At 57.2% G+C, this 21,049-nt stretch carries 15 protein-coding genes and 1 riboswitch; of the genes, 4 read left to right on the top strand and 11 right to left on the bottom strand.

Features of this window, described 5'->3' with window-relative positions; genetic code table 11:
- Nucleotides 1-160: 160 nt before the first annotated feature.
- From N2602_RS32065 to N2602_RS32115, 11 genes are all read right to left on the bottom strand, one after another.
- Nucleotides 161-949: an SDR family NAD(P)-dependent oxidoreductase gene (locus N2602_RS32065; protein ID WP_409241935.1), complete on the bottom strand. Its 789-nt coding sequence runs from the start codon at nt 947-949 to the stop codon at nt 161-163.
- A 995-nt stretch (nt 950-1,944) separates the two neighbouring features.
- The gene (metE, locus tag N2602_RS32070) at nt 1,945-4,275 is read right to left on the bottom strand and encodes a 5-methyltetrahydropteroyltriglutamate--homocysteine S-methyltransferase (RefSeq protein ID WP_260380600.1); all 2,331 of its coding nucleotides are present in this window, start codon (nt 4,273-4,275) and stop codon (nt 1,945-1,947) included.
- A 102-nt stretch (nt 4,276-4,377) separates the two neighbouring features.
- A riboswitch (cobalamin riboswitch) is annotated at nt 4,378-4,579 on the bottom strand.
- 604 nt (nt 4,580-5,183) lie between these two features.
- Nucleotides 5,184-6,173 carry a nodulation protein NodZ gene (locus N2602_RS32075; RefSeq protein ID WP_311738678.1) on the bottom strand — a complete coding sequence of 330 codons (990 nt, stop codon included), beginning with the start codon at nt 6,171-6,173 and terminating at the stop codon, nt 5,184-5,186.
- 256 nt (nt 6,174-6,429) lie between these two features.
- The gene (locus N2602_RS32080) at nt 6,430-8,502 is read right to left on the bottom strand and encodes a carbamoyltransferase (RefSeq protein ID WP_260383752.1); all 2,073 of its coding nucleotides are present in this window, start codon (nt 8,500-8,502) and stop codon (nt 6,430-6,432) included.
- A gap of 289 nt (nt 8,503-8,791) precedes the next feature.
- Nucleotides 8,792-9,580 carry an ABC transporter permease gene (locus N2602_RS32085; RefSeq protein ID WP_157286262.1) on the bottom strand — a complete coding sequence of 263 codons (789 nt, stop codon included), beginning with the start codon at nt 9,578-9,580 and terminating at the stop codon, nt 8,792-8,794.
- Nucleotides 9,581-9,583: 3 nt separating this feature from the next.
- Complete coding sequence (gene nodI / locus N2602_RS32090) at nt 9,584-10,498, bottom strand: nodulation factor ABC transporter ATP-binding protein NodI (protein WP_260380601.1); 915 nt, start codon at nt 10,496-10,498, stop codon at nt 9,584-9,586.
- A gap of 7 nt (nt 10,499-10,505) precedes the next feature.
- On the bottom strand, nt 10,506-12,215 hold the full coding sequence (nodU, locus tag N2602_RS32095) for a nodulation protein NodU (protein ID WP_260380602.1): 1,710 nt from the start codon (nt 12,213-12,215) through the stop codon (nt 10,506-10,508).
- 27 nt (nt 12,216-12,242) lie between these two features.
- Complete coding sequence (gene nodS, locus N2602_RS32100) at nt 12,243-12,854, bottom strand: nodulation methyltransferase NodS (protein ID WP_260380603.1); 612 nt, start codon at nt 12,852-12,854, stop codon at nt 12,243-12,245.
- Between the two features lie 30 nt (nt 12,855-12,884).
- Entirely contained in the window at nt 12,885-14,243 is a 1,359-nt protein-coding gene (gene nodC, locus N2602_RS32105; RefSeq protein ID WP_260380604.1) for a chitooligosaccharide synthase NodC, read from the bottom strand.
- 12 nt (nt 14,244-14,255) lie between these two features.
- Nucleotides 14,256-14,915 (bottom strand): chitooligosaccharide deacetylase NodB, encoded by a 660-nt coding sequence (gene nodB, locus N2602_RS32110; RefSeq protein ID WP_260380605.1) that lies wholly within the window; start codon nt 14,913-14,915, stop codon nt 14,256-14,258.
- Nucleotides 14,912-15,544, bottom strand: a complete 633-nt coding sequence (locus tag N2602_RS32115; RefSeq protein ID WP_311738681.1) for a NodA family N-acyltransferase — start codon at nt 15,542-15,544, stop codon at nt 14,912-14,914. The genes nodB and N2602_RS32115 overlap by 4 nt, the downstream gene beginning before the upstream one ends.
- Before the next feature lie 684 nt (nt 15,545-16,228).
- Between N2602_RS32115 and nodD1 the strand changes: the two genes are divergently transcribed.
- The 4 genes from nodD1 to N2602_RS32135 all read left to right on the top strand — a co-directional run bounded on the left by nodD1 (nt 16,229) and on the right by N2602_RS32135 (nt 20,300).
- The gene (gene nodD1, locus N2602_RS32120; RefSeq protein ID WP_260380606.1) at nt 16,229-17,173 is read left to right on the top strand and encodes a transcriptional regulator NodD1; all 945 of its coding nucleotides are present in this window, start codon (nt 16,229-16,231) and stop codon (nt 17,171-17,173) included.
- 600 nt (nt 17,174-17,773) lie between these two features.
- The gene (locus N2602_RS32125) at nt 17,774-18,787 is read left to right on the top strand and encodes a LysR family transcriptional regulator (RefSeq protein WP_260380607.1); all 1,014 of its coding nucleotides are present in this window, start codon (nt 17,774-17,776) and stop codon (nt 18,785-18,787) included.
- Between the two features lie 469 nt (nt 18,788-19,256).
- Nucleotides 19,257-19,466: a hypothetical protein gene (locus tag N2602_RS32130; RefSeq protein WP_157286270.1), complete on the top strand. Its 210-nt coding sequence runs from the start codon at nt 19,257-19,259 to the stop codon at nt 19,464-19,466.
- A gap of 120 nt (nt 19,467-19,586) precedes the next feature.
- Nucleotides 19,587-20,300, top strand: a complete 714-nt coding sequence (locus N2602_RS32135) for a MerR family transcriptional regulator (RefSeq protein ID WP_260380608.1) — start codon at nt 19,587-19,589, stop codon at nt 20,298-20,300.
- Nucleotides 20,301-21,049 lie beyond the last annotated feature (749 nt).

Genomic DNA, 21,049 nt, shown 5'->3' on the forward strand with positions numbered 1-21,049 from the left:
TCTAAGCGCCAAATTGAGGAGATGACATAGAAGGATAACAGGTCTTCATGGCACAACGGCGCCTACGGTACTTTTTTGCTCTTGCGGCGTTACCGCGCCTAACCTGAATGAGAACACGCGCTCGACTGATTACCTCAGCCGCGGATGTCAGATACGACAACTACAAATGTTGCCCCCCGTTGATCGGAACCTCAGTGCCCGTGACATAACTTGCGGCGTCCGAGCACAGGAAGAAGAGGACCTTCGCGACCTCTTCGGCCGTGCCAAACCGGCGCAACGGAATACTCGGCAGGAGACGCGCTTCCGTTTCTGGTGACAACATGTCCGTTTTGATTTCTCCCGGCGCGATTGCGTTCACGCGGATTCCATGCGGTGCGTAATCATGTGCCATTTCACGTGTAAGAGATGCGAGCGCTGCCTTCGAAGTCGCATAGGCGCTGCCAGCAAACGGGTGCACCCTCGAGCCTGCGATTGAGGTCACGTTGACAACCGATCCTGACGCGGCTCTTAGCTCGTCAAAGAATCCCTGCGCTAGCAGGATGGGAGCCACCATGTTGAGGTGGAACACCTTCATCCAGGTCTCGAGTGACGTCGTCAACGAGGTCAACCGAGCGCCATTCTGCCCTTTTGGCGAGACGCCGGCATTGTTGATCAATGCGTGCAAGGGAGCACCTGCGAGGCGCTTCTTCACCTCGGCAATTGCCCGCGGCAGCATTCGGTGGTTACTAAGATCGACTTGGATATGGTCGTCGGGCCCTGAGTTCCATGGGCATCGCTTCTCATTAAACGGTTGGCGCGCGCAAGATATGATGCGCCAGCCAGCTTCCGAAAACAGCTTTGCGGTGGCGTGACCGATTCCACGCGTCGCCCCAGTCAGCAATAGTGTCTTCCGCTCTGTCGGCTGGAAACCGGCGTCAAAGCCCAAAAGCCTGCAGTCCACGTCCGTCACGGGGTGGCCATTTAGTAGATCAAGATTCAACCGCGCCTCCTATTTTATCGCCTCGCCGGAGACTCCGCTGCAGGATTTGGGCCACACCGATGCAGCGGAACAGCTCTAGGGGATAGCGATCCAGCGGCGGGTTCGGGGACAGCTTGACCGTTTCCAAACATTGCGAGTGCGCTTTCTGACAACAACGCATATTCACGACAAGGCCAACATCGCCTTTCAGTGCGAGTGAACGCAATGTCATCCAGCGCATGTGGTCGGGCTTCCTGTTCAGGGATCATACTTTCCGCGACGGCGACTAGAGTGTTGCAGACACCGGACGTGCGCGAAGACGATGTACCAGCCACACCATGATCCCGGTCGAATCGGCCCCTGGCTCAATTGCATGAATTAGCCGATCCACAGCGAAGCGCCTCGTTGGCACAGCAAGAATACCTACTCAGGAGCCGCCGGGAAGATCTTAGCCGCGCGCTCTTACGATCGCAAATCAGACGTAACCTGCCTGGTACGTCCGGTTCGTCTGCGACTTGCGTTTGACATCGCGTGCACTCTGCCTGGCCGGTCGAGCAAAAGCACTTGGCGCATTGTGCATAGTGACGCAGTCAAGCACGTCCTTACTGCGGCGATCCCATGGCGCGGCCACGGCTCGCCCCGTTTTCCGGCGGCGGCGTAAGCGGCGTTCCTCGCTGGCACAAGGTCGGCGGCATCATTGTCAGTAATGCACAATCACGATCAAGGATTTGCGTCGCGTGTTCCTCAACAGCAGCACCGGCGTGGACATTCCCATCGCAGAGCTCGCGCGTCTAGTGTGCCACGGCTTTGTGGCGCGAGACCAGCCTCGACGCGCCACCCGCCGGCACGCCGCGCTAGCAGCTCAATATCCGGCCCGCGGCAATATCCCGTTCACGTAAAGGCTCACTAACTTTCAAGCGGTATATGATTGCGAGACGCAGCGGCGTTACTCTTGAACGGAGGTTAACGTTGACCGGTCTCAGCGATCAAGTTGCCGCTCGTAGCTCCCGGGCAGCTGCAACCATATTGACCAACGCCGGCCGCACCTCCTCCCACTTTCGGGTTTTCAGGCCGCAATCGGGATTGATCCAAAGTTGGGAGTCAGAGAGGTGTTGGCGCGCCAGCGTCAGGAGGTTTTTCATCTCGGCCGTTTCAGGAACGCGCGGCGAATGGATGTCATAGACGCCCGGCCCGATCTGATTTGGGTACTTATAACTTCGGAAGGCGTCTAGCAGTTCCATCTTCGACCGCGACGTCTCAATCGAAATGACGTCGGCATCCATCGCTGAGATAGCCTCGATGATGTCGTTGAACTCGGAATAGCACATATGAGTATGGATCTGCGTTTCGTCCGCAACGACTGAGGAGCAAATGCGAAAGCCGTCTATGGCCCAATCGAGATAGCTTTTCCACTGTGATTTGCGTAGCGGCAATCCCTCACGCAACGCGGCCTCGTCTATCTGGATCATTTTTGCTCCAGCGTTCTGAAGGTCGACCACCTCGTCCCGGATCGCGAGCGCGATCTGTAGGCAAGCCTCGCTTCGCGAGATATCATCACGAACAAACGACCAGTTCAGAATGGTCACCGGCCCGGTCAACATTGCCTTCACCGGCTTCTCGGTCAGCGACTGCGCATAGCGCCACCAGTCGACCGTCATCGGCTTCGGACGGGAGACGTCCCCAAACAGAATCGGTGGGCGGACGTAACGCGAGCCATAGGACTGGACCCAACCGTGCTTTGTGAAGACGAAGCCCGACAGCTTCTCACCGAAATACTGCACCATGTCATTGCGCTCGAACTCGCCATGCACGAGCACGTCGAGCCCTATGTCGTCCTGCCATCTGACCGCACGCGCCGTTTCCGCTTTGAGGAAATCCTCGTATTGCGCGGCAGTCAACGTTCCCTGCGCGTGGGACGCACGGGCACGGCGAATGTCTGCGGTCTGCGGGAATGATCCAATCGTCGTCGTTGGGAATGTTGGCAAGGCGAACCGAGCGCGCTGAAGCTCGGCACGGCGCGCGTACGGACTTTGACGGCGACGCATTGTTTGGTCAATCGTAGTCATGCGCCGGGTGACGTTGGCGTTGTGAATCTTGGACGACTTCTCGCGCGCTAAGGCCGCCCTCTTGGAGGCCGCAAGGAGGCGCGATACGCGGGCATGCTTGCCGGCGAGCGCACTTGCCACGGTCGTCAGCTCCTTGATCTTCTGGACCGAGAACGCCAGCCAGCTCTTTACATCAAAATCGAGATCGCTTTCGAGCTCGACGTCGACCGGGACATGAAGCAGCGAGCACGAAGGGGCGATCTGGACGCGGTTATGACCGAGCTTTGCTATAGTTGGCGCCAACTTGTTGAACAAGTCCGACAGATTGGATCGCCAGACATTGCGTCCGTCAATGACCCCAAGTGAGAGAACGAGATCGCTGCGAGCTATGGCGGCGATTGCGCTCAACTGATCTGACGCCCGCACCAGGTCGACGTGAAGCCCGGCAACCGGCAAGGCCAAGGCAGTATCGAGGTTGTCGCCGAGGCTCCCAAAGTAGGTAGCCAGCATGATTTTGAGGCCGGGCACCGCATTTGCGAAATGGGCATAGGCCCGCCCCAACGCGCCGCGGGATACCTCGTCGAGGTCGAGGACCAGGCAGGGTTCGTCGAGCTGAACCCATTCCGCACCTCGCGCGGCTAGTTCGCGAAGGACATCGACGTAGACCGGTAGAAGCTGATCGAGCAGCAACAGTGGATTGAATCCCGGATCTGCACTCTTGCCGAGCTTCAGGAAGGTGACCGGGCCAACCAGCACACAGCGCGTCTGGTATCCAAGGCTCTTTGCTTCCTCATATTCCTCAATCGGCTTACGAGAGGAAAGCTTGAATGTTTGGTCCTTGCGAAATTCCGGCACCATGTAATGGTAGTTGGTGTCGAACCACTTTGTCATTTCCTGCGCTGCCGGGCCCTGTTGATGATGGCCGTGCCGGCGATCCGCATCTTGATCCTCTCCTGCACCGCGCGCCATGGCGAAGTAGGTCTTGAGTGACACTGGACCTGCGACCCAACCGTAACCGTCAGGAATCGCGCCGACCATCACACTGGTATCAAGCACATGGTCATACAGCGAGAAGTCGTTCGAAGGAATGATGGTCGCGCCGAGCGATTTCTGCCGCGCCCAGTTGGCGAGGCGAAGTCCAGCCGCAGCCTCGAAAAGCTGTGCTTCGCTTGACTTACCGGCCCAGTAGCTCTCGAGCGCGAATTTGAGTTCCCGGCGCGGACCGATGCGTGGCATACCTAGCGTGGCAACGGAAAGTGAACTGTTAGACATCGCTTCAACCCCATGGTTTGGGGCAAGGCGATGGTGGATGCGCACAGGTAAAGGCCGCCGCGGCGGCGACTTCTTGACGCACCACCGGGACACCCCGCCCGTGGACGAAAACGTTGTCGGGGCAGGTCTCCTGGCTCGCGGGTCATGGCTGCTGTCCGGCCTTCCCGAAGCCAACCGGCTTCAGTGACACTATTGGACAGCGGCTCGCCGCTTACAGTTGCGGGGGCAGCGCCGGCATCACACCGGCTTCCCTCTTAGCTCCGGATCAAGCGGGACCCAGAGAACCTCGAACGAAAATGAACTACCTGCAAAACCACCGTTCCGTCAACCGTTGAATATCACCGCCTCATCCTCGCCGATTTGGCACACGCCAATGAGAGGCATCCCAATCCGAGGCATGCGCCGCATGGCCGGGCCTTTCGTGACCTGCGCACGGGTGGATCGTAGATATTCAGTCGACCGTTTGTGCACGTGCAGGATCTTCACTCGGCTGTCTCCAATACGATTTGCGAGCGACTGCCCGAGGCGACCGCCAGAGCATGATCCAAAGTGCGGTCTTGGCCGAAACAGCGAGCGCGCAGGCGGAGGCGTCTGGTCTTCGACTTCCGAATCTTGATCAAGTCGGCACGTTCGTGGAGCGGCTTGCCCGAAGCTGTGTAGGACCTCTCGAATGAGTTGACCAATTCAGGCGCAATAATCATCGATCACGTAATCGCCGCGCCGCACCACGTTCTCCAAAACTTAGCGCCACCTCGATCGCGCACGGCGTCAGGCGCTTTGTCCACTCTTGTATCGCCTCAAGGACCGATTCACATCATCGACATCTACCTTCGCCATCAGATTGGCATCTGAATGGATGCTGGAATACCGATCGCCATAACGTCTAGCAGATGATGATCCGCTGACTTTCATGAGGCCGTCAGCCGTTCCGGCGATCCTTCAATAAGGATCAATCGCGTCGGATCCTTCAAATCGAACTCCATAACGCGGGGCGCAAAGAGGCGAGCATAGCGCGTGAAGGCGCTCGTCGGTGGAAACCGAATGACCGTATCGCACCGCCCGAGGAGATACATCTCAATCAGGGCAGAGAACCCGCCTTCGGCGCCAAGTTCTGCACTATGTAAAGGTCCAGCATGAGGTGCCTGGAAATGCTTGGGTATAGTGAAGAGATCGGGGAATATTCCAGATAGCTTGTCGACCATCAGCGTGCTGTCCGTGCACAAGAACAGCTTCACCGGGCTTGGATGCGGTAACGCTTTCGCCTTATGGATGGCAGTACATACCTGCCGAAAGGCGAGTTCCGGATCCGCCCAATAGGGCTTATGTCCCATGATATCTTCGCCGTTGCCGTGACGAACATGAACTCCGATTATGCTGTGTCCCTCAAAGTGCTCTTGGTAAATGGCATTAATTCGAGCCCGAATTTCCGGTTGGGGTTTGATCGTCCGAAATATCTGCCGTTCGGCATCCTCATCGCAGCGCCACATTAAGCAGGCGTCACACACCACAGTGTTAGCATCGACATCTTCCGGACTTTGGAAAAGTTGGTCCAGCTCGTCACGCTCCTGGAAGATCTGTTCATCTGGGCGATAAACGCAATCTATCGGTGCCCTATTCCACCAAGATGGGAAGAACGGCCCTGGAAATGACATTTGATTGATCCGGTCATCGCAAATGACCCGCACCCCGTCGATGGCTTGAACTGGCTCGAAGAACACTGGAAAGGCGTTGGTGAATGGCTGATCGAGATAACATGAGCCACGCCAATCGATTGCCAACGTCCGCCCGGTCCGCTTTGCGTAACGCCAAGCTGATGCCAACGACCATAGGCAATCCCCGAATCCGGTCCGCCGTCGCGCAACCACGAACCGATCATTCATCGAGTCACTGACAAGCATTTCGCGTTGCCTCGTTTCCACACATTGGTTGGGCAGGAGAACTTACTGACAGGCGGCCGATGTAAGGTGCCGCCCGACGGCAAACTGATAACTCGGAGGCTCGCGGTGATAGTGCTCCTAGCACCGCTCGCCTGGACTCATGAAGGCTGGACATTCAGGTCGGATGAGACGTTGCCAACCACGCACTTGGTTTCGGTACGGCTGGCATTCCGCTCATCGCGCCGTCTCATCCTCTGCTGCGTCCGCATGCGTAAAGCTAGACGACGCCTATAGTGACGTGCTCCGGTTCTGCTTCGGCGTGCCCTGCACCGCTACCAATGGCGCGAGTAGCGCGAGGCAGCTGTAGCCGAACGCAACGCTGCTCCCACAATCCCAACAATTCCTTCACAAGAGCTTCGCGTTTGGACCGATCTGGAGTAATGGTATCAAGAAGCGATCCAAGGACCGCCTCCCCGTCGATCCGCACCAGGAGATCGAACAAATCATGTGAGATACGCACACTGTTACGGTTCGAGTGTCCCCTGCGGATCTCGCATACGGTCTCCTGGCGATCTTCTGCAGTAAAAGCGCGGACTCGATGAAGGGATACATAAGCGGGCAATGAAATGGCGAGCGCAGTCCAGTCGTCTAGCCCTGTTGTCCTCTTTTTGATGAGGAACGGCCCAATCACGAGTCCATCTAAATCGGTCGTCAAGAACGTGGTAATCGCGTCAGACACGGAATCCACAATCGGCTCGGCATTGTTGTTAAATGATGTATTGAGCAGCACCGGAATTCCCGTCCGCTCTTTGAACGCACTAATAACGTCCCAGTAGAGCGGGTTTGTTTTGCGCGATACTGTCTGCAGCCGAGCAGTACCATCGACGTGCGTGATGGCGCCGAGCACGCTACGTTTGGGGTCGCGCACGCGGACCACGAAATTCATGAATGGGAATTCGCGCTTGCCATCCGGGAGCTCGAAAAATTCGTTCGCATCCTCCTCAAGCACTGATGGCGCGAACGGCCGATAGCCCTCGCGCTTTTTGACCATTGCGTTGATCCGGTCCTTGTTTGAAGCCGGTCGAGGATCAGCAAGAATGCTGCGATTGCCTAGCGCACGTGGCCCGAACTCAGAACGACCCTGGACCCAGCCGATCACGGCGCCATCAGCCATCCAACCGGCTGCACTTGCTGCTATGTCATCATGACGCTCAACGTCGAGGTGCCCCGCCCATGCACTCAGCTCGCGTTCTACGGCTCGCTCGCTTCCGATATCGGGACCCCAATAGACATCCTGAAGTCGCTCACGGGGGGCCGACATGCCCAAATCGCTGGAGACCATCAGGGCCGCGCCTAATGCGCAACCAGCGTCATGCGCAGCGGGTTGGACGAATATGTCTTCGAACAGTCCTGAGTAGAGCAGCTTACCATTCACGGTGCAGTTGTGGGCGACCCCTCCAGCCAGGCACAATCGCTTCATGCCGGTGCTCTTCCGATAGTGCTGCAGGATGTGAAACATGATCCGCTCTAGGGCTTCCTGCAAAGAAGCGCTCACGTCTCGATGCTGCTGCGTGAACGGCATTCCCTTTCTTCGAACCTGGATGTTGCGGAGCAACGTCGGTCCGATTCGATCTAGGTGAACACGATAGCCACCATTGTCCAAGAGTTCGTAGAACTGTCCGAAGAGCTCGCGATAGGGCGCCGGATCTCCGTAGGGAGCAAGTCCCATAACTTTATACTCGTCGAACAAACCGTACCCGAGATATCGGATAGCCTCGAGATAAAATAGTCCTAGGGAGTTATTCTCCGGAAAACTCGCGAGTTCCTTGATTTCGGTGCCCGACCCTACCGCCAATACGCCGGAGAGAAAATCGCCACCGCCATCGACCGCAAAAATCAGGCTTTGCTCAAATCCCGACATCGCAAATGCGCTCGCTGCGTGTGCGTGATGGTGGTGCACGAACGAGAGCCGCGCCTCTTCGACCTCAGTGCCGAACTCTTGCGCCAGCAACTTCCTCAGCAACAGTTTGGCATCCAGTGGAATGGAGACATCTGGCTGAGACACAAGCAGCCGCTCCAGCATGGTATTGCAATAGGCCTCGGTAGCGTAGAACGCGATACGATCGATATCGTGGAGCTGCACTCCGGCAGTTGCAAGGCAGTACCGGATCGCGCTGCTTGGGAACTTGTTGGAGTGCTTGATCCGATTGAGGCGCTCCTCTTCAACGGCTGCCACGACCCGCCCGTCTCGGACAAGCACCGCAGCGCCGTCGTGCAGAAACGTCTTAGGCAGATCGAGTGGATTTTCATGGATTTTATCCAGCCCGCCGCTCAATCCTAAACACAGCATTTCGTTCTCCATTTGGTCATGACAGGACGACCCAAGCGCCTTCAAAGGCCGTACTTTCGCTCTTGCATATTCAACTCAGATTATTCGAGGTCCGTCTGGATCAATGACATCCGATCAGCCAAAGCGGTGTTGGCATTTGAACGCCGTAGTGCAGATTGGGCCGCGGCTCCGTGACTGACGTCGTCCGCCTGAACACCGTGCGAAGCGATCATCGGATGCCCTGTCGTGTCGAGCCGTCACCATCGGGGATTGCATGATTTGTCTCCGCTTCGTTCTGCGCAATGCTGCGTCAGCGCATCAGACGTCGACGAAACAGTGCCGTCGATACGAAAAACGGCAATACCGTGTAAATGCAGAGCGCACCGATATGTACGCCGATGTCGGGCGTCGCGCGACCGAGCATCATTGGACGGATGAGCTCGACCGCATGAGCCAGCGGCAACAAGGCCGCCAAATGCTGAAATGAGCTCGGCATTTGGCTCACCGGAAAGACTGCGCCGCACAGAAACACCATAGGCGTAATGACAAGCATTTGGTAAAAGACGAAATAGTCATACGTGGGCGCAAGAGATATGACGACCATTGCCAGACTTGCGAAAGCGAGCCCGGTCAGGGCAATGGTTGGCATCGCACAGAGAATGGACGTCCACGGCGCATACCCCAGTACGGCGGCGACAACGCCAATCGCGGTCCCGGCCAAAACGGCTTTGCTGGCTGCCCAGGCCAATTCACCTAGGATGATGTCTCCAAGCGTGAGCTGTGTGGACAGGATGGCTTCCCAGGTGCGCTTTGTCTCCATCCGGGCAAAGGCCGCGTACATGGTTTCAAAGGTCGCAGCCGTCATGGCGCCTGTCGCGACCATGCCGGCCGCCAGAAACGAGATGTATGAAGTACCGTCAACGCGCCCGACGATCATCCCGAGACCGAACCCGAGGCCAAACATATTGGTTATCGGATCAGCGAGATTGCCGAGAATCGATGCAAGCGCGACTTTGCGCCATGCCAGACAATTGCGAAGCCACACCGCGACCCAGTTGTACGCGTTGGCGGGCATGGCCGCTGCATAACCCTCACCCATCGCTCATTTCTCCATTTCGCGCCCGGTCAGTCGCAAAAAGACGTCTTCGAGATTTGGAGGGCGCTGCATAAGGCGAAGGCCGACGCGCCCGCGCAATTGCGCGAGGACTTGCTCCGGTTCGGCCGCATAACAAAATACCGTCTCGCCGCTTATTTCCAGGTGCCGCGCAAAGGGTCTGATCAATGCGCACAGCTCCTGTGGATTGCCCCCGTAAATCTCGATCACGCTACAGCCGATCTGCTCTTCGATCAGCACGTGAGGCTTGCCTTCGGCGATCTTGATCCCATTCTCAAGCACGCACAGCCGGTCGCATAACCGCTCCGCCTCTTCCATGAAGTGTGTGGTCAAAAGAATCGTTTTTCCGCGCGCCAGCAGCGATCGCAGGCGCTCCCAAATCAAGTGGCGCGCGTGCGGATCGAGGCCGGTGGTCGGCTCGTCCATGACCAGGAGATCGGGGTCGTTGATCAGAGCACGCGCCAGAGTCAGCCGCCGCTTCATGCCACCCGACAGTTCGGAGACGCGGGTGCCCGCCTTGCTCTCGAGGCGAGCGAAATCAAGCAGTGAAGGGATCAGGCTCTCGATCTTGCGCGCGCCCATTCCGAAGTAGCGGCCGAATACCAGGAGGTTTTCTCGGACGGTAAACTCGAGTTCAAGATTGTCGAACTGCGGGACCACACCGAGGCGCTTACGTGCCCAGCGAGCTCGACTCGGCACAGGCTCACCGAGTACCCTTATATCTCCTGCGTCAGGCGACATCATGCCAAGGATCATACGCGCGGTTGTGCTCTTGCCAGCGCCGTTCGGCCCCAGCAATCCGAAGCACTCTCCGCGAGCGACGGTGAACGACAGCTCGTTCACCACGAGCTTGTCGCCAAATGACTTTTTTATGCCGGCAAGATCGATTGCTGCGGTGGACATGTTTCTGTTAGGCCGGAAGAAGTTGTTCGGCCGACGATGGCTCACTTACGGCCGTTTTGGTCCACAGCAGGCCATCGCACCATACATGGTCAACACGCCCCCAATGGCACGCTGCTGCGGCATCCGGGAAGAACCCGCGTCCGTGGTGGTTGGCACTTGTGTTGCAAAGCAGTGGAATTCCCGTGATCCGCTCATATTCGACCAGGAGCTCGGCGACCTTGTGTTGAGACGTTCTGGGGATTGTCTGCAATCGCGCAGATCCATCCAGATGGACAATAGCTGGTATCTTGTCCCGCCATTCCTCCCGTGTCTGGTGATCGAACAGCATGTAAGGATCGGGCGTTCCAGGGCTGAAAATGGCCGGCGCCCGATCTTCCAAGCATATCGGTGCCACGGGTCGAAAGTGTTCGCGGCGTTTGATATCGTTGAGATGATCCTTCATTGCTGGCGAAGTCGCGGCTGCAAGAATACTCCTGCCACCCAAGGCCCGTGGACCGAGCTCAGCCCGCCCGGCCAGAAAGATGACGGGCTTGTTGCTGGCTAAAATCGCAGCAAGTTCGCGCATACTGCATGGCTCGGACCACCATTCTTTTGGGATCTCGCTATCTTGCAGGGCGGGTCCACTGTAGACGGACCACTCAAGCGGTACGAATCCTCTCTGCGCCGCCATAGCAGAGCAAGCGGCACCAATCGCGGATCCGCTGTCATTCGGAAATGGCGGTACCCATACATCGTCGAACAAACCAGTGGCACGTAGTGCACTGTTCCATTTGATATTCAGGCCGCAACCACCGGCTACACATAGGTTGCGCGCTCCGGGAAGTGAGGAGTGCTGCAGCAGCACCAATGCGATTTCCTTGACAAGGAGTCGCTCGAGAAACACATGAAACGATGCAAGTACATCTTCGGGCCGCTTGGTGTCCAGTCGCATCGCGCACGCATCGAAGAAGTCATGCATGGCTCGAAGCGAGGATTCCGCATTGCAGATTTCCGCACGGTAACGACGAGCCTCCTCCGTATCTGCTGCAAAGCGCCTTTCATAGAGCTCCTGAAACACTGCCACGATGTTTTCATCAACAGATCCGAGCGCGATGTAGGCCATCAGCTTGCCGGCCACGCCGAGGTCCCAACTGGTTCGCTTAGCCTGCCTGTAAGGCCCAAAATGGTGCCCGGCGGCTGCATAAGCGTGCCCGACCATTGGAAACAGGCATTCGACGAACCGCGCGCCATGGCGTTCAACATAGTAAAGTCTTGGAAAGATCGAGCCGTCCCATACGAGGCAGAACGCGGGTTGCCCGGCATGGGCAAAGGGGCTCGTGCAATATGCTGATGCGACATGTCCCGTGACGTGCGGATAGCTGCGATACGAGTACGCCTTACCCGCGAGAATCAGGCCGAAGCCCTCGACCGCATCGAGAAGACCCTCGGCACGTCGTTCGACATACGGTCCGCCTTTGAGAGCGATAGGTACCATCCCGCTGAGAACCTGGAAGGATGACTCGACCTCCCCGTCCCACCCATCAATAACGAACTGATCAATATCCTGGGGACCAAGACCATGCTCCGCCAAGGCGGCAACGATGGCATCGAGATTGTCAATGGCCTGGTACCGCGGATTATTGCCGCGCTTCTCCTGCTCGGTGCAGAGGACAAGCTGCCCGTCATCGACAACAGCGATCGATCCGTCATGGGTTAGCTTGATGCCGCAGATGCGCATACTCTCTCCTTGCCTATGAGCAGTGATTCAATTGCCTGACGATTTAATCGGATTCCGGAAGAGGACGAGGAGGCACTCCTCGTCACCCCGCTCCGCCCGGAATTGCACGCGCTCGACCTCAATCAACTCTTCCTTGAAGATGTCGATGGCTGTCTCAGCACCAGCAGGGTGTCCCCAGCGCCTGCATGTCTCATCACGCGCCGATCCGAAAACCAGGCACCCGTCTGGCGCTAGCATATCAATGAGGTTCCGGATCGCAGCACGCAGTTCAGCTATGTCGCCGAGGTAGTAAAGAACCTCCGCCACCACGATTAGATCGAACGGCTCCGCGGTCCAAAACCGTTGAATGTCCGCGACGATCCAGGTGATGTGCGCCTTCCTCTTAATCCGCTCGCGGGCTCGATTAATCGCCTGCCGCATGACGTCGATCACCAAGAGGCGCTGGCAATGGGGCGCAAGCCTTTCCGTGAACATACCGGCCGCGCATCCCACTTCGAGCGCATTCCTGATGCTCTCTTTGGACAACGACATCTGGAGCATCTTGGTGTAACGCTCCTGTTCGAACGGGTTACTGTCGAGCCGCCAAGGGTCGTCGGCAACCAATTCACGCTCTAATATCTTGTACTTCTTGTCCGGCATCGCTGGCGCCACCTGTATGTAACGTATCCGCTACTCACCGCCGCATACGTGGTCGGTCGCAGCCAGCCTTCCAGCACTACACGAAAGATCTGTCCGGCGAACTGCCCGAGATAATTGCGCACCTTCTGCGGCGCTTCGCCGACCGCTTGGGTTCTGGACAGCCGCCTGTTTCTCATCCACGGCCGGTACGTTGGCGACCTTGCGCGACAACCAATCGCTATTGCTCAACGTACACAGCGCATACGCCTTCACGGGAAGTAAAAGAGCTATGTTGATTGGTGTGTGCAACGAAAAGCCGAAGAATCGCAATTGGCGAGCACGAAACGCGGCCACACCGCAACGAACCATGGTCATTGATGCGATCGTTACGATTGTCCACCACGGCACGGTGCCCGTCACGGCGAGCTGTGCAACAGCCATTATGGACGACAAGGCGAGAAGCAACGGACCGATATTCTGTCCGACTACGTCGAGGGTGAGATAGCTATCAAGGTCTCGCAGCAGGCGCAGGCCGAGGAACGTGTCACGGAAGGTGCTGCGCGCCCAACGCAGTTGTTGACGCAGGTAAGGTCCTAGCTTGTCTGGGACCACTGTCGCCGCAACGGCATCCGGGATGTACTCGGTTCGAAACCCTGCCTTCAGCATGAGGATCGTAAGATGACGATCCTCGCCGAAGTCACTCGGCTTGCCGCGAAAGAACTGCGATTCGTATTGATCTAGCAACAACACGAGCGCGGACCTGCGATACATAGCACAAGGGCCGCAGCAGCACATGACGGCGCCAAAGCGAGCCTGTGCCGCGCGCTCTTCGTTGCATGCCAACCAGTATTCCATATCGATCAATCTGGTCAGCCAAGTGTCTCTTCGGTTGCTGGCAGTCAGCTGCCCCATTGCCGCTCCGACTTCCGGACTTTGCATCTTCAGCGCGAGCTTTGTTACCACGTCTGTCGCGAGCATCGTGTCGGAGTCGACGTTGAGCACCAAATCTCCGGTTGAACGTCGTATCGCGCTTATCTGCGCCTTGCGCTTCCCAACGTTGCTTTCGAGTAGAATGAAGCTGAACCTGGCGTCGGTTGCGAAGATGCTGTGAACGGGTTCTAAAAGAGCGCGATTTGCCGAACCATCATCGATCACAAAAACGCGCAATTCTCCGGTGTAGTCCTGGGCAGAAATGGATTGTAGACAGGCCGCGAGCGTCTGCGGATCCTCATTGAAACACGGCACGATAACATCGACGCTCGGCAGAGCGGCAGAAGTGTGCGTCAGGTCACCTGAGGGCGCCGGCGCATTTGGCGGCGTAGCATAGAGCGCCTGCAAGCTCTTGTAGACAGTCGAGAGCAGCGCATAACATGAGACAGCGACAGTGCTGGTGGTGGCGAGCAAATCCATTGGGTCCAGTGTTCAGTGAAGTTGAGGAAGGGAGGAGATTGCGAAACCACGCTCTTGCAGTGCGGGAATCAGCTGTGAAAGCGCCGTGAGCGTCTGGTCGCGCAGACCAGCGTGAGTGCACTGTCTCTGCTCGCTGGGAGGACATCCGTCGTGCAAGAGCACGATCGCACCCGGTCGGATGGAGGCCAGCACCGCGTTCACAATCGCATCGACGCCAGGGCGCGACCAATCTCGTGGATCCACCGACCAGTGCACCATGCCAAGTCCGGCCATCGCTGCTGTCGCAAGCACTTCTTCAGTCCACCTTCCGTAAGGTGCTCGCACGTGCCGCAGCGAGGCTTGCGGGCAGGCCGCACGAATGACGTCGCTGGCTCCCAGTATTTCACTTTGCACCTCGGCCAGTTTGCAACTGGACAGGTCCGGATGTGTCATCGTGTGATTGGCGACCTCATGCCCATCTGCGATCATTCGCCGTATGAGTTCCGGCTGTTGCGCTGCGTAGGCGCCAATGACGAAAAAGGTGGCCTGGATCCTACGTTCTGCCAGCAGGTCCAGGATATCTGGTGTACAAAGTGGATTTGGGCCGTCGTCAAACGTCAAATAGACGCAGCGACTTCCGTCGGCGTCAGCGTACTCGCTACGCACCGAGCGCAGGTTATCGGAATGCTTCACAGCTCTGGCCCGTTCCGATCGATAACCGTACCGGTCGGCCACTCGCCTATTGAGCGCACAATGGGCAGCACCAAAACCAGAGCATCGTCGCTGCGGGTCGTCGGCAAATTCAGATACACATCTGGATGGGTTGATCGGACGCGTATGCCGGAAAGGAGTCTCGCGAGCCCCTGCCGGCCAAGCATTCTTGTGATATGTTTCTCCAGTGCGGGCCGCACTGTACCAAAGCCGAACGGAACACCAAGCTCATGCAGAACCGGGTACATAACGCGCATTGAATGGGTTATCCCGAGCCCCTCAAGATCGGGGCGTACTGCGTACAATCCCAATTCGCCTACGAGCAGATCGACTTCGCCGACCTTGATGAACCGGCGTAGTAGGCCGATATGAGCGGCTATACCGCGAGCATCATAACCTATCACCCGGACCTCGGGCCTCGCACCGGCCCAACTGCGATTATTCTCGAAGGGCTGCGCATTGAAGGCACCGGTTGGCCCGTAGCTCTTCCGGAAGAACTCGGAGAGCTCGACATGGTCGGCGAGGCACAGCTCACTTTCCCAGCGCACCCTCCACTGAACCTGCGGACGCATCGAGAGACCTTCTGCAGTTGTGGATACGGCAATGTTCATGGCAAGCCACCAACCTTTAGATGATTGAGGGGCTTGGCCTCGCGAGACACCCGCTTGCTCAATGGCTGCTCACTGGCCGAGATGGGATTCTCAACGCGACCAGACGCGTATGGCGGGAGTCCGTCACTCTCGCCCAACGCGCAGCGATTGACGGTGGCAATCACATCAAAGGCGCGAAACACCTGCACCGGGTCTACTAGCGTCTCTTGCATTCTCGACTTGCCTTTTAACGCGATGGGCCCGCGCGACGCCTCTAACAAGCCGCCGCAAGATCTGGCACCAGCAATCCGCATCTGCCGTTTCGTCGTGAAGCTAAGGGAAGATCGAGCAATGCCTCAATTGTACGCGGGTAAATCCCCGATATTGAAAGGAATCGAAGACCCATACAAAGGTATATCGCTCGCAAGGCCCAACAAATCCGATTGAGCACCCGCAACTCCAGGCCGGCGTGCTGCAGCTCGTTTAGAGCAGAACGACACCGTGTCGCGATGCGGCTCGACTGACGCTCCGGCCGAACACCGCCACCGCACGTCCGCTGCATTCCGGAGCCAACGCAACGAATGAGAGCCATGGTGATATGCCTGTTTCAGTTTTCCAAACTGAAGTTTGCTATCCAATATTGCATAGTCAGGTAAAATCGATTGTTTCGATAGAACACATCCACATGATGGATTGACCCAAGCTATGCGGTTCAAGGGCCTTGATCTAAATCTTCTTGTTGCGCTCGATGCTTTGATGACCGAACGCAATCTCACGGCGGCGGCACGCAAAATACACTTGAGCCAGCCGGCCATGAGTGCCGCCGTTGCCCGGCTACGCACCTATTTCGGCGATGAACTATTTACGATGAGGGGCCGCGAACTTGTCCCCACTCCTCGAGCCGAAGGGCTAGCGGCCCCAATTCGTGAGGCTCTGCTGCACATTCAACTCTCTATTATATCGCGGGACGCTTTCGACCCGGCTGAATCGAGCCGCCGCTTCCGGATCATCCTCTCCGATTTCATGACGATCGTGTTCTTTCGACGAATCATAGACCGTGTCGCGCGGGAGGCTCCCGCCGTGCGCTTCGAGTTGCTACCCTTCTCTGATGAGCACGATGAGCTTCTCAGGCGCGGCGAAGTCGACTTTCTTGTCTTTCCGGAGTTGTTCATGTCGAGCGCGCACCCCAAGGCGACGCTGTTCGAGGAGACGCTTGTATGCGTAGGCTGCCGGACAAACAAGCAGCTATCACGCCAGCTTACTGTCGAGAAATACATGTCAATGGGACATGTCGCAGCCAAGTTCGGACGAGCACTGAGGCCTAACATTGAAGAATGGTTCTTGCTTGAACACGGCCTGAAGAGACGTATCGAGGTCGTTGTGCAGGGCTTTGGTATGATTCCGCCTGTCCTAGTTGACACTGTTCGCATCGGGACTATGCCGTTAAGATTGGCTAAGCATTTCGAGAAGCAAATGCTCCTGAAGATCGTCGAACCACCGCTCCCGCTTCCGTCTTTCACCGAAGCCGTCCAATGGCCTGCTGCCAAGAATACCGATCCGGCAAGTATTTGGATGCGACGGATCATATTGCAGGAGGCCGCCAACATGGCTTCTGCGCATGAGGCAGCCCGACATCGTAGGCATTGCTAGCTAACTCACGAACATAACATGACACCCTCAATGCCTTACATTCGCAGGCAGTTCTTCTAGCGCACACATGCTCTAAGGGCTGCAAGGCACTTCAAGCATCGATGGCACTTCGTTGCGGATAATGCCACGGGCGGGCCGCAGCGCTGGCGGCCTCGACCGATTTGGCACGGCATTCGGCGCGGAGGACTCACCAAGTGTGGCCTCTCGCAGTTGAGACAGTCGCCAAGAGCCCCCGCGGAATAATTCGCTTGAACCTCACACTGCGTCAGGTTGTAGGCTCGCATTCAGTGGGCCACGAGTATCGTACGCGGTCATGGACAACGCCTCGCGGATTTGCGCCTTGATGGCGCAACACCCGGAGCTGCGCTGCTGCGAGTCTAAAAGATCGATGTGATGCTGCGAGCGATTGCGGGATCAGCATATTGGTCCGCTCCGCACCGCCGGCGAGTTCCACGCTGCGATCGTCCGCTTGCAGCGATCAAGCATCCGGGCGCCTCTACAGCGTCAGCACTCGAAGGGAATCAGCCGAGGTGGAGGATAGATACCATCATAGATGCCGCGGGTGTTTAGAACCACCCAAGCGCCTTCAGTGGGATAAGCATGCGCTTCAAGGGCCTTGATCTGAATCTTCTGGTCGTACTCGATTCATTGATGACCGCGCGCAACCTGACCGCCGCAGCTCGCAGCATCAACCTCAGTCAGCCGGCCATGAGCGCCGCCGTCGCCCGGCTGCGCGCCTATTTCGGCGATGAGCTGTTTACGATGAGAGGTCGAACACTTGTCCCGACACCGCGTGCTGAAAGCCTCGCCTCTCCTGTTCGCAAGGCGTTGCTCGACATACAACTCTCCATTATTGCGCGCGACAAGTTTAATCCAGCCGAATCTTGTCGTCGCTTCCGAATCAGCCTTTCCGATTGCGTCACCCTGATCTTTTTCCGACAGATCGTAGATCGTGTAGCGCGAGACGCTCCAGCAGTCAGCTTCGAATTGCTACCGCTTAGGGAAGACCACGATGAGCTTCTCCGGCGAGGTGAAATTGATTTTCTGATCATGCCGGAACCATTCATGTCGAGTGCTCATCCGAGGGCGGCACTTTTTGGTGAAAGGCTTGTATGTGCAGGCTGCCGCACGAACAAGCGCCTGCCGCATCGGCTGACATTCGAGGAATATATGTCGCTTGGACAGGTTGCAGTCAGGTGGAATCTTGCACACAACCCCTCGATTGAAGAACAGTTCTTGCTCCAACATGGGCTCAAGCGGCGCATCGATATTGTCGTGCAGAGTTTTTGCATGATCCCGCCCATGCTATCAGGCACTGACCGCATCGGAGTAATGCCGTTAAGGTTGGTTAAGCATTTCGAGAAAGTGACCCCGCTGCGTATTGTTGACCTGCCATTGTCACTTCCGGCCTTTACCGAAGCCGTCCAATGGCCCGCCTTTCACAACGCCGATCCAGCAAGCATATGGATGCGAGAGATACTATTGCAGGAGTCCTCCCGCATGGGCTCTTGGGGTGAAGAAAGGCAGACAGTCAAATCCCTTTTATCATCCAATCTTCGCAGTGATCCGCTCTGCATCAAAGCATCGCAATTAGCCGAGCCGCGTTCGTCATAACGGCAACGTTGCCACACCCGTCTCTGCGCCTAAGTAAAGCAACTCACGTCAGTCCCAGCTTGGATTTACTGTCTCAAGCAATCCGGTACCGGACTCGCGATGGTTTGCAGCCTTTTTGGATCGCTCGTGACACTATTGTGCCGGCGATCGCAAATTGCTATCGAGCTCAGCCGCGCGGGAATGGCATCAAGTCGCCATTAGAGCTGCGGAAGGTATAGAAGACAAACTGCGACTTTCATACGCGCTCGAACTCTGCAGTGCGCGCGCACCGCTGACTAAGCGCGGAGAACGGTTACGCGTAACTTCGAGCCAGACTCGCCCGCGACGGTGTTGCACAACGGCATCACTAGATGCGCATGCACTTCATTGTCGGTGTGCGCCGCCAGTCCGCCTTCTTTTGGACCCAGCGCAGCCAAACACCTTGGCCACGTGCGCTCGCTAGCACAATGAGACTCGAGGGAGCTGAACGTTGCAACGAAAGCATCGCATCTTCGAATCAGAGGAGCTTTCGACCTTGGGAAGGATTTTTGACCGAGCAATCACGGCCTTGCCTGTAACAATGCGTACTCCAGAAAACCGAACGGCAATCGCGCAGCTTGTGCTGCAGCTCGGAGTTGCAGGCGAAGCCGAGCTGGCTTCCCTATTAATTCTGATGGACGCCATCTCTTCCGCCGTTTGATAAAGTGCCACTCAGGATAAGCCCCTCGCGTGCGCCGAAGTTGTAATATGGTTCAGCTAGACCATTGAAATGGCTTGAATCTCACGTGGCGTTAGGTTGTAGGCTTTGAAATAGAAAATCATGACCAAAGCTACACCACGAAGGCGTCGATGGCGCATAGGCGAACTTGCAGGGGCTACCGGAGTAACGGTACGCACTCTGCATCACTATGAGCACACGGGGCTACTTGCCGCGTCGGAGCGCACCGACGGCGGTCACCGGATGTACGACCGTGAAAGCATTCAACGAGTGCATCAAATCCGGGCCCTCCGTGAGCTCGGCTTTTCACTTCAGGAGATCCGGAGGGCGATGGACGGTCGCACCTCTCTCACCGACCTATTGCGCAAGCACCTGCAGCGGATTGAGGTTCAAGTCGCCCGCGCCACTCAGTTGCGAGATCGTTTGCGCAATATGACGACTGACGGTGACGTACGAGTGAGCGTTGACCAGCTACCCGCCGCGCTTGATGCGATGTCGAAGGTTGAGAAACGCCCTCAGCCTCGTCCATGCACATGCGCTCTAGCGGCGGACCGGGAGGAGCGGTGGCGGCGAATCCGCAACGACTTGCGCCATTGTATGGACCGGAACGAGCATCCGTGCAGCGACCGCACAAAGGCCGTGGCGCTTGAGGCACGCACGCTGATCAGCGAGATCGCCGGAAATGATTTGACCGGCTCAACCATCTTGAAGGTCCTGGCACGGTTGAGCGATCCTCGCAGTCTGGCCGGGTGGGATCCGCACCTCATGCAGTATCTCGACAGCGCTCTTGTTGCCCTGGGGGATCAGCCGCATTAACACAGACCCGCAGGGCCGCTCCGCACCTCGGCGGTCTGTTCCGAATGCACTTCTTGGCGTCGCTGACCATCGGCGGTTTTCTTTCAACTCGAATGGCTTGGTCACTCATGGCTGCTACCCGCAGTGACCACGTCGACCTTTGGCTCTCGACAAATGATCAATAGCGCCCGTCAACTCAACGTCATATCCGCCGACATTGATCGCTAGCAATCGACCTGAGTCGGTAGGTTGGGCGGCTGTCGACGGCGCAAACCTCCCGTGCTTCGGCCCTCATCTGCAGTACAAGAAATACGGATGTCTTCTGCACTCATCTAGTCGGCTGCACTCGCGTTGAAGATCTGCGGATCGTTCCTGGTGGTGATCGAGCGGTCTCACCAGCAGGCCTATGCTAGCGGAAATCGCTTGTCGCGAGCGGAGACTCAACAACATTCAGGTACCTTCACGCACTCAATGCCATTCTGACAAGCTTTACCTGCCACTGTCATTCGAGATGCTGCACTCGAGAGTGAACTGTGCGTCGTCAACTTCGGTGCGATCGCTTCTACCTAACTAGATTCAGGAGGCTGGTGCCAACTACCTGCTTTGGCAGCTTGCTAGAGACTTCCGTCTACGGCAACTACCATTCAAATCCAAAATGGTGCGACAGTGCTGCCCCTTGGATGTCGCGCCCGTGCGATCAGGCGTTCGGCAGCGCCTCTCAGCGTGGCCCAGGACAGTACCCCTAGCCTGAAAATCGCAGGTACGCCTCG

The sequence above is a fragment of the Bradyrhizobium sp. NC92 genome (assembly GCF_025200865.1).
Classification (GTDB): Bacteria; Pseudomonadota; Alphaproteobacteria; order Rhizobiales; family Xanthobacteraceae; genus Bradyrhizobium.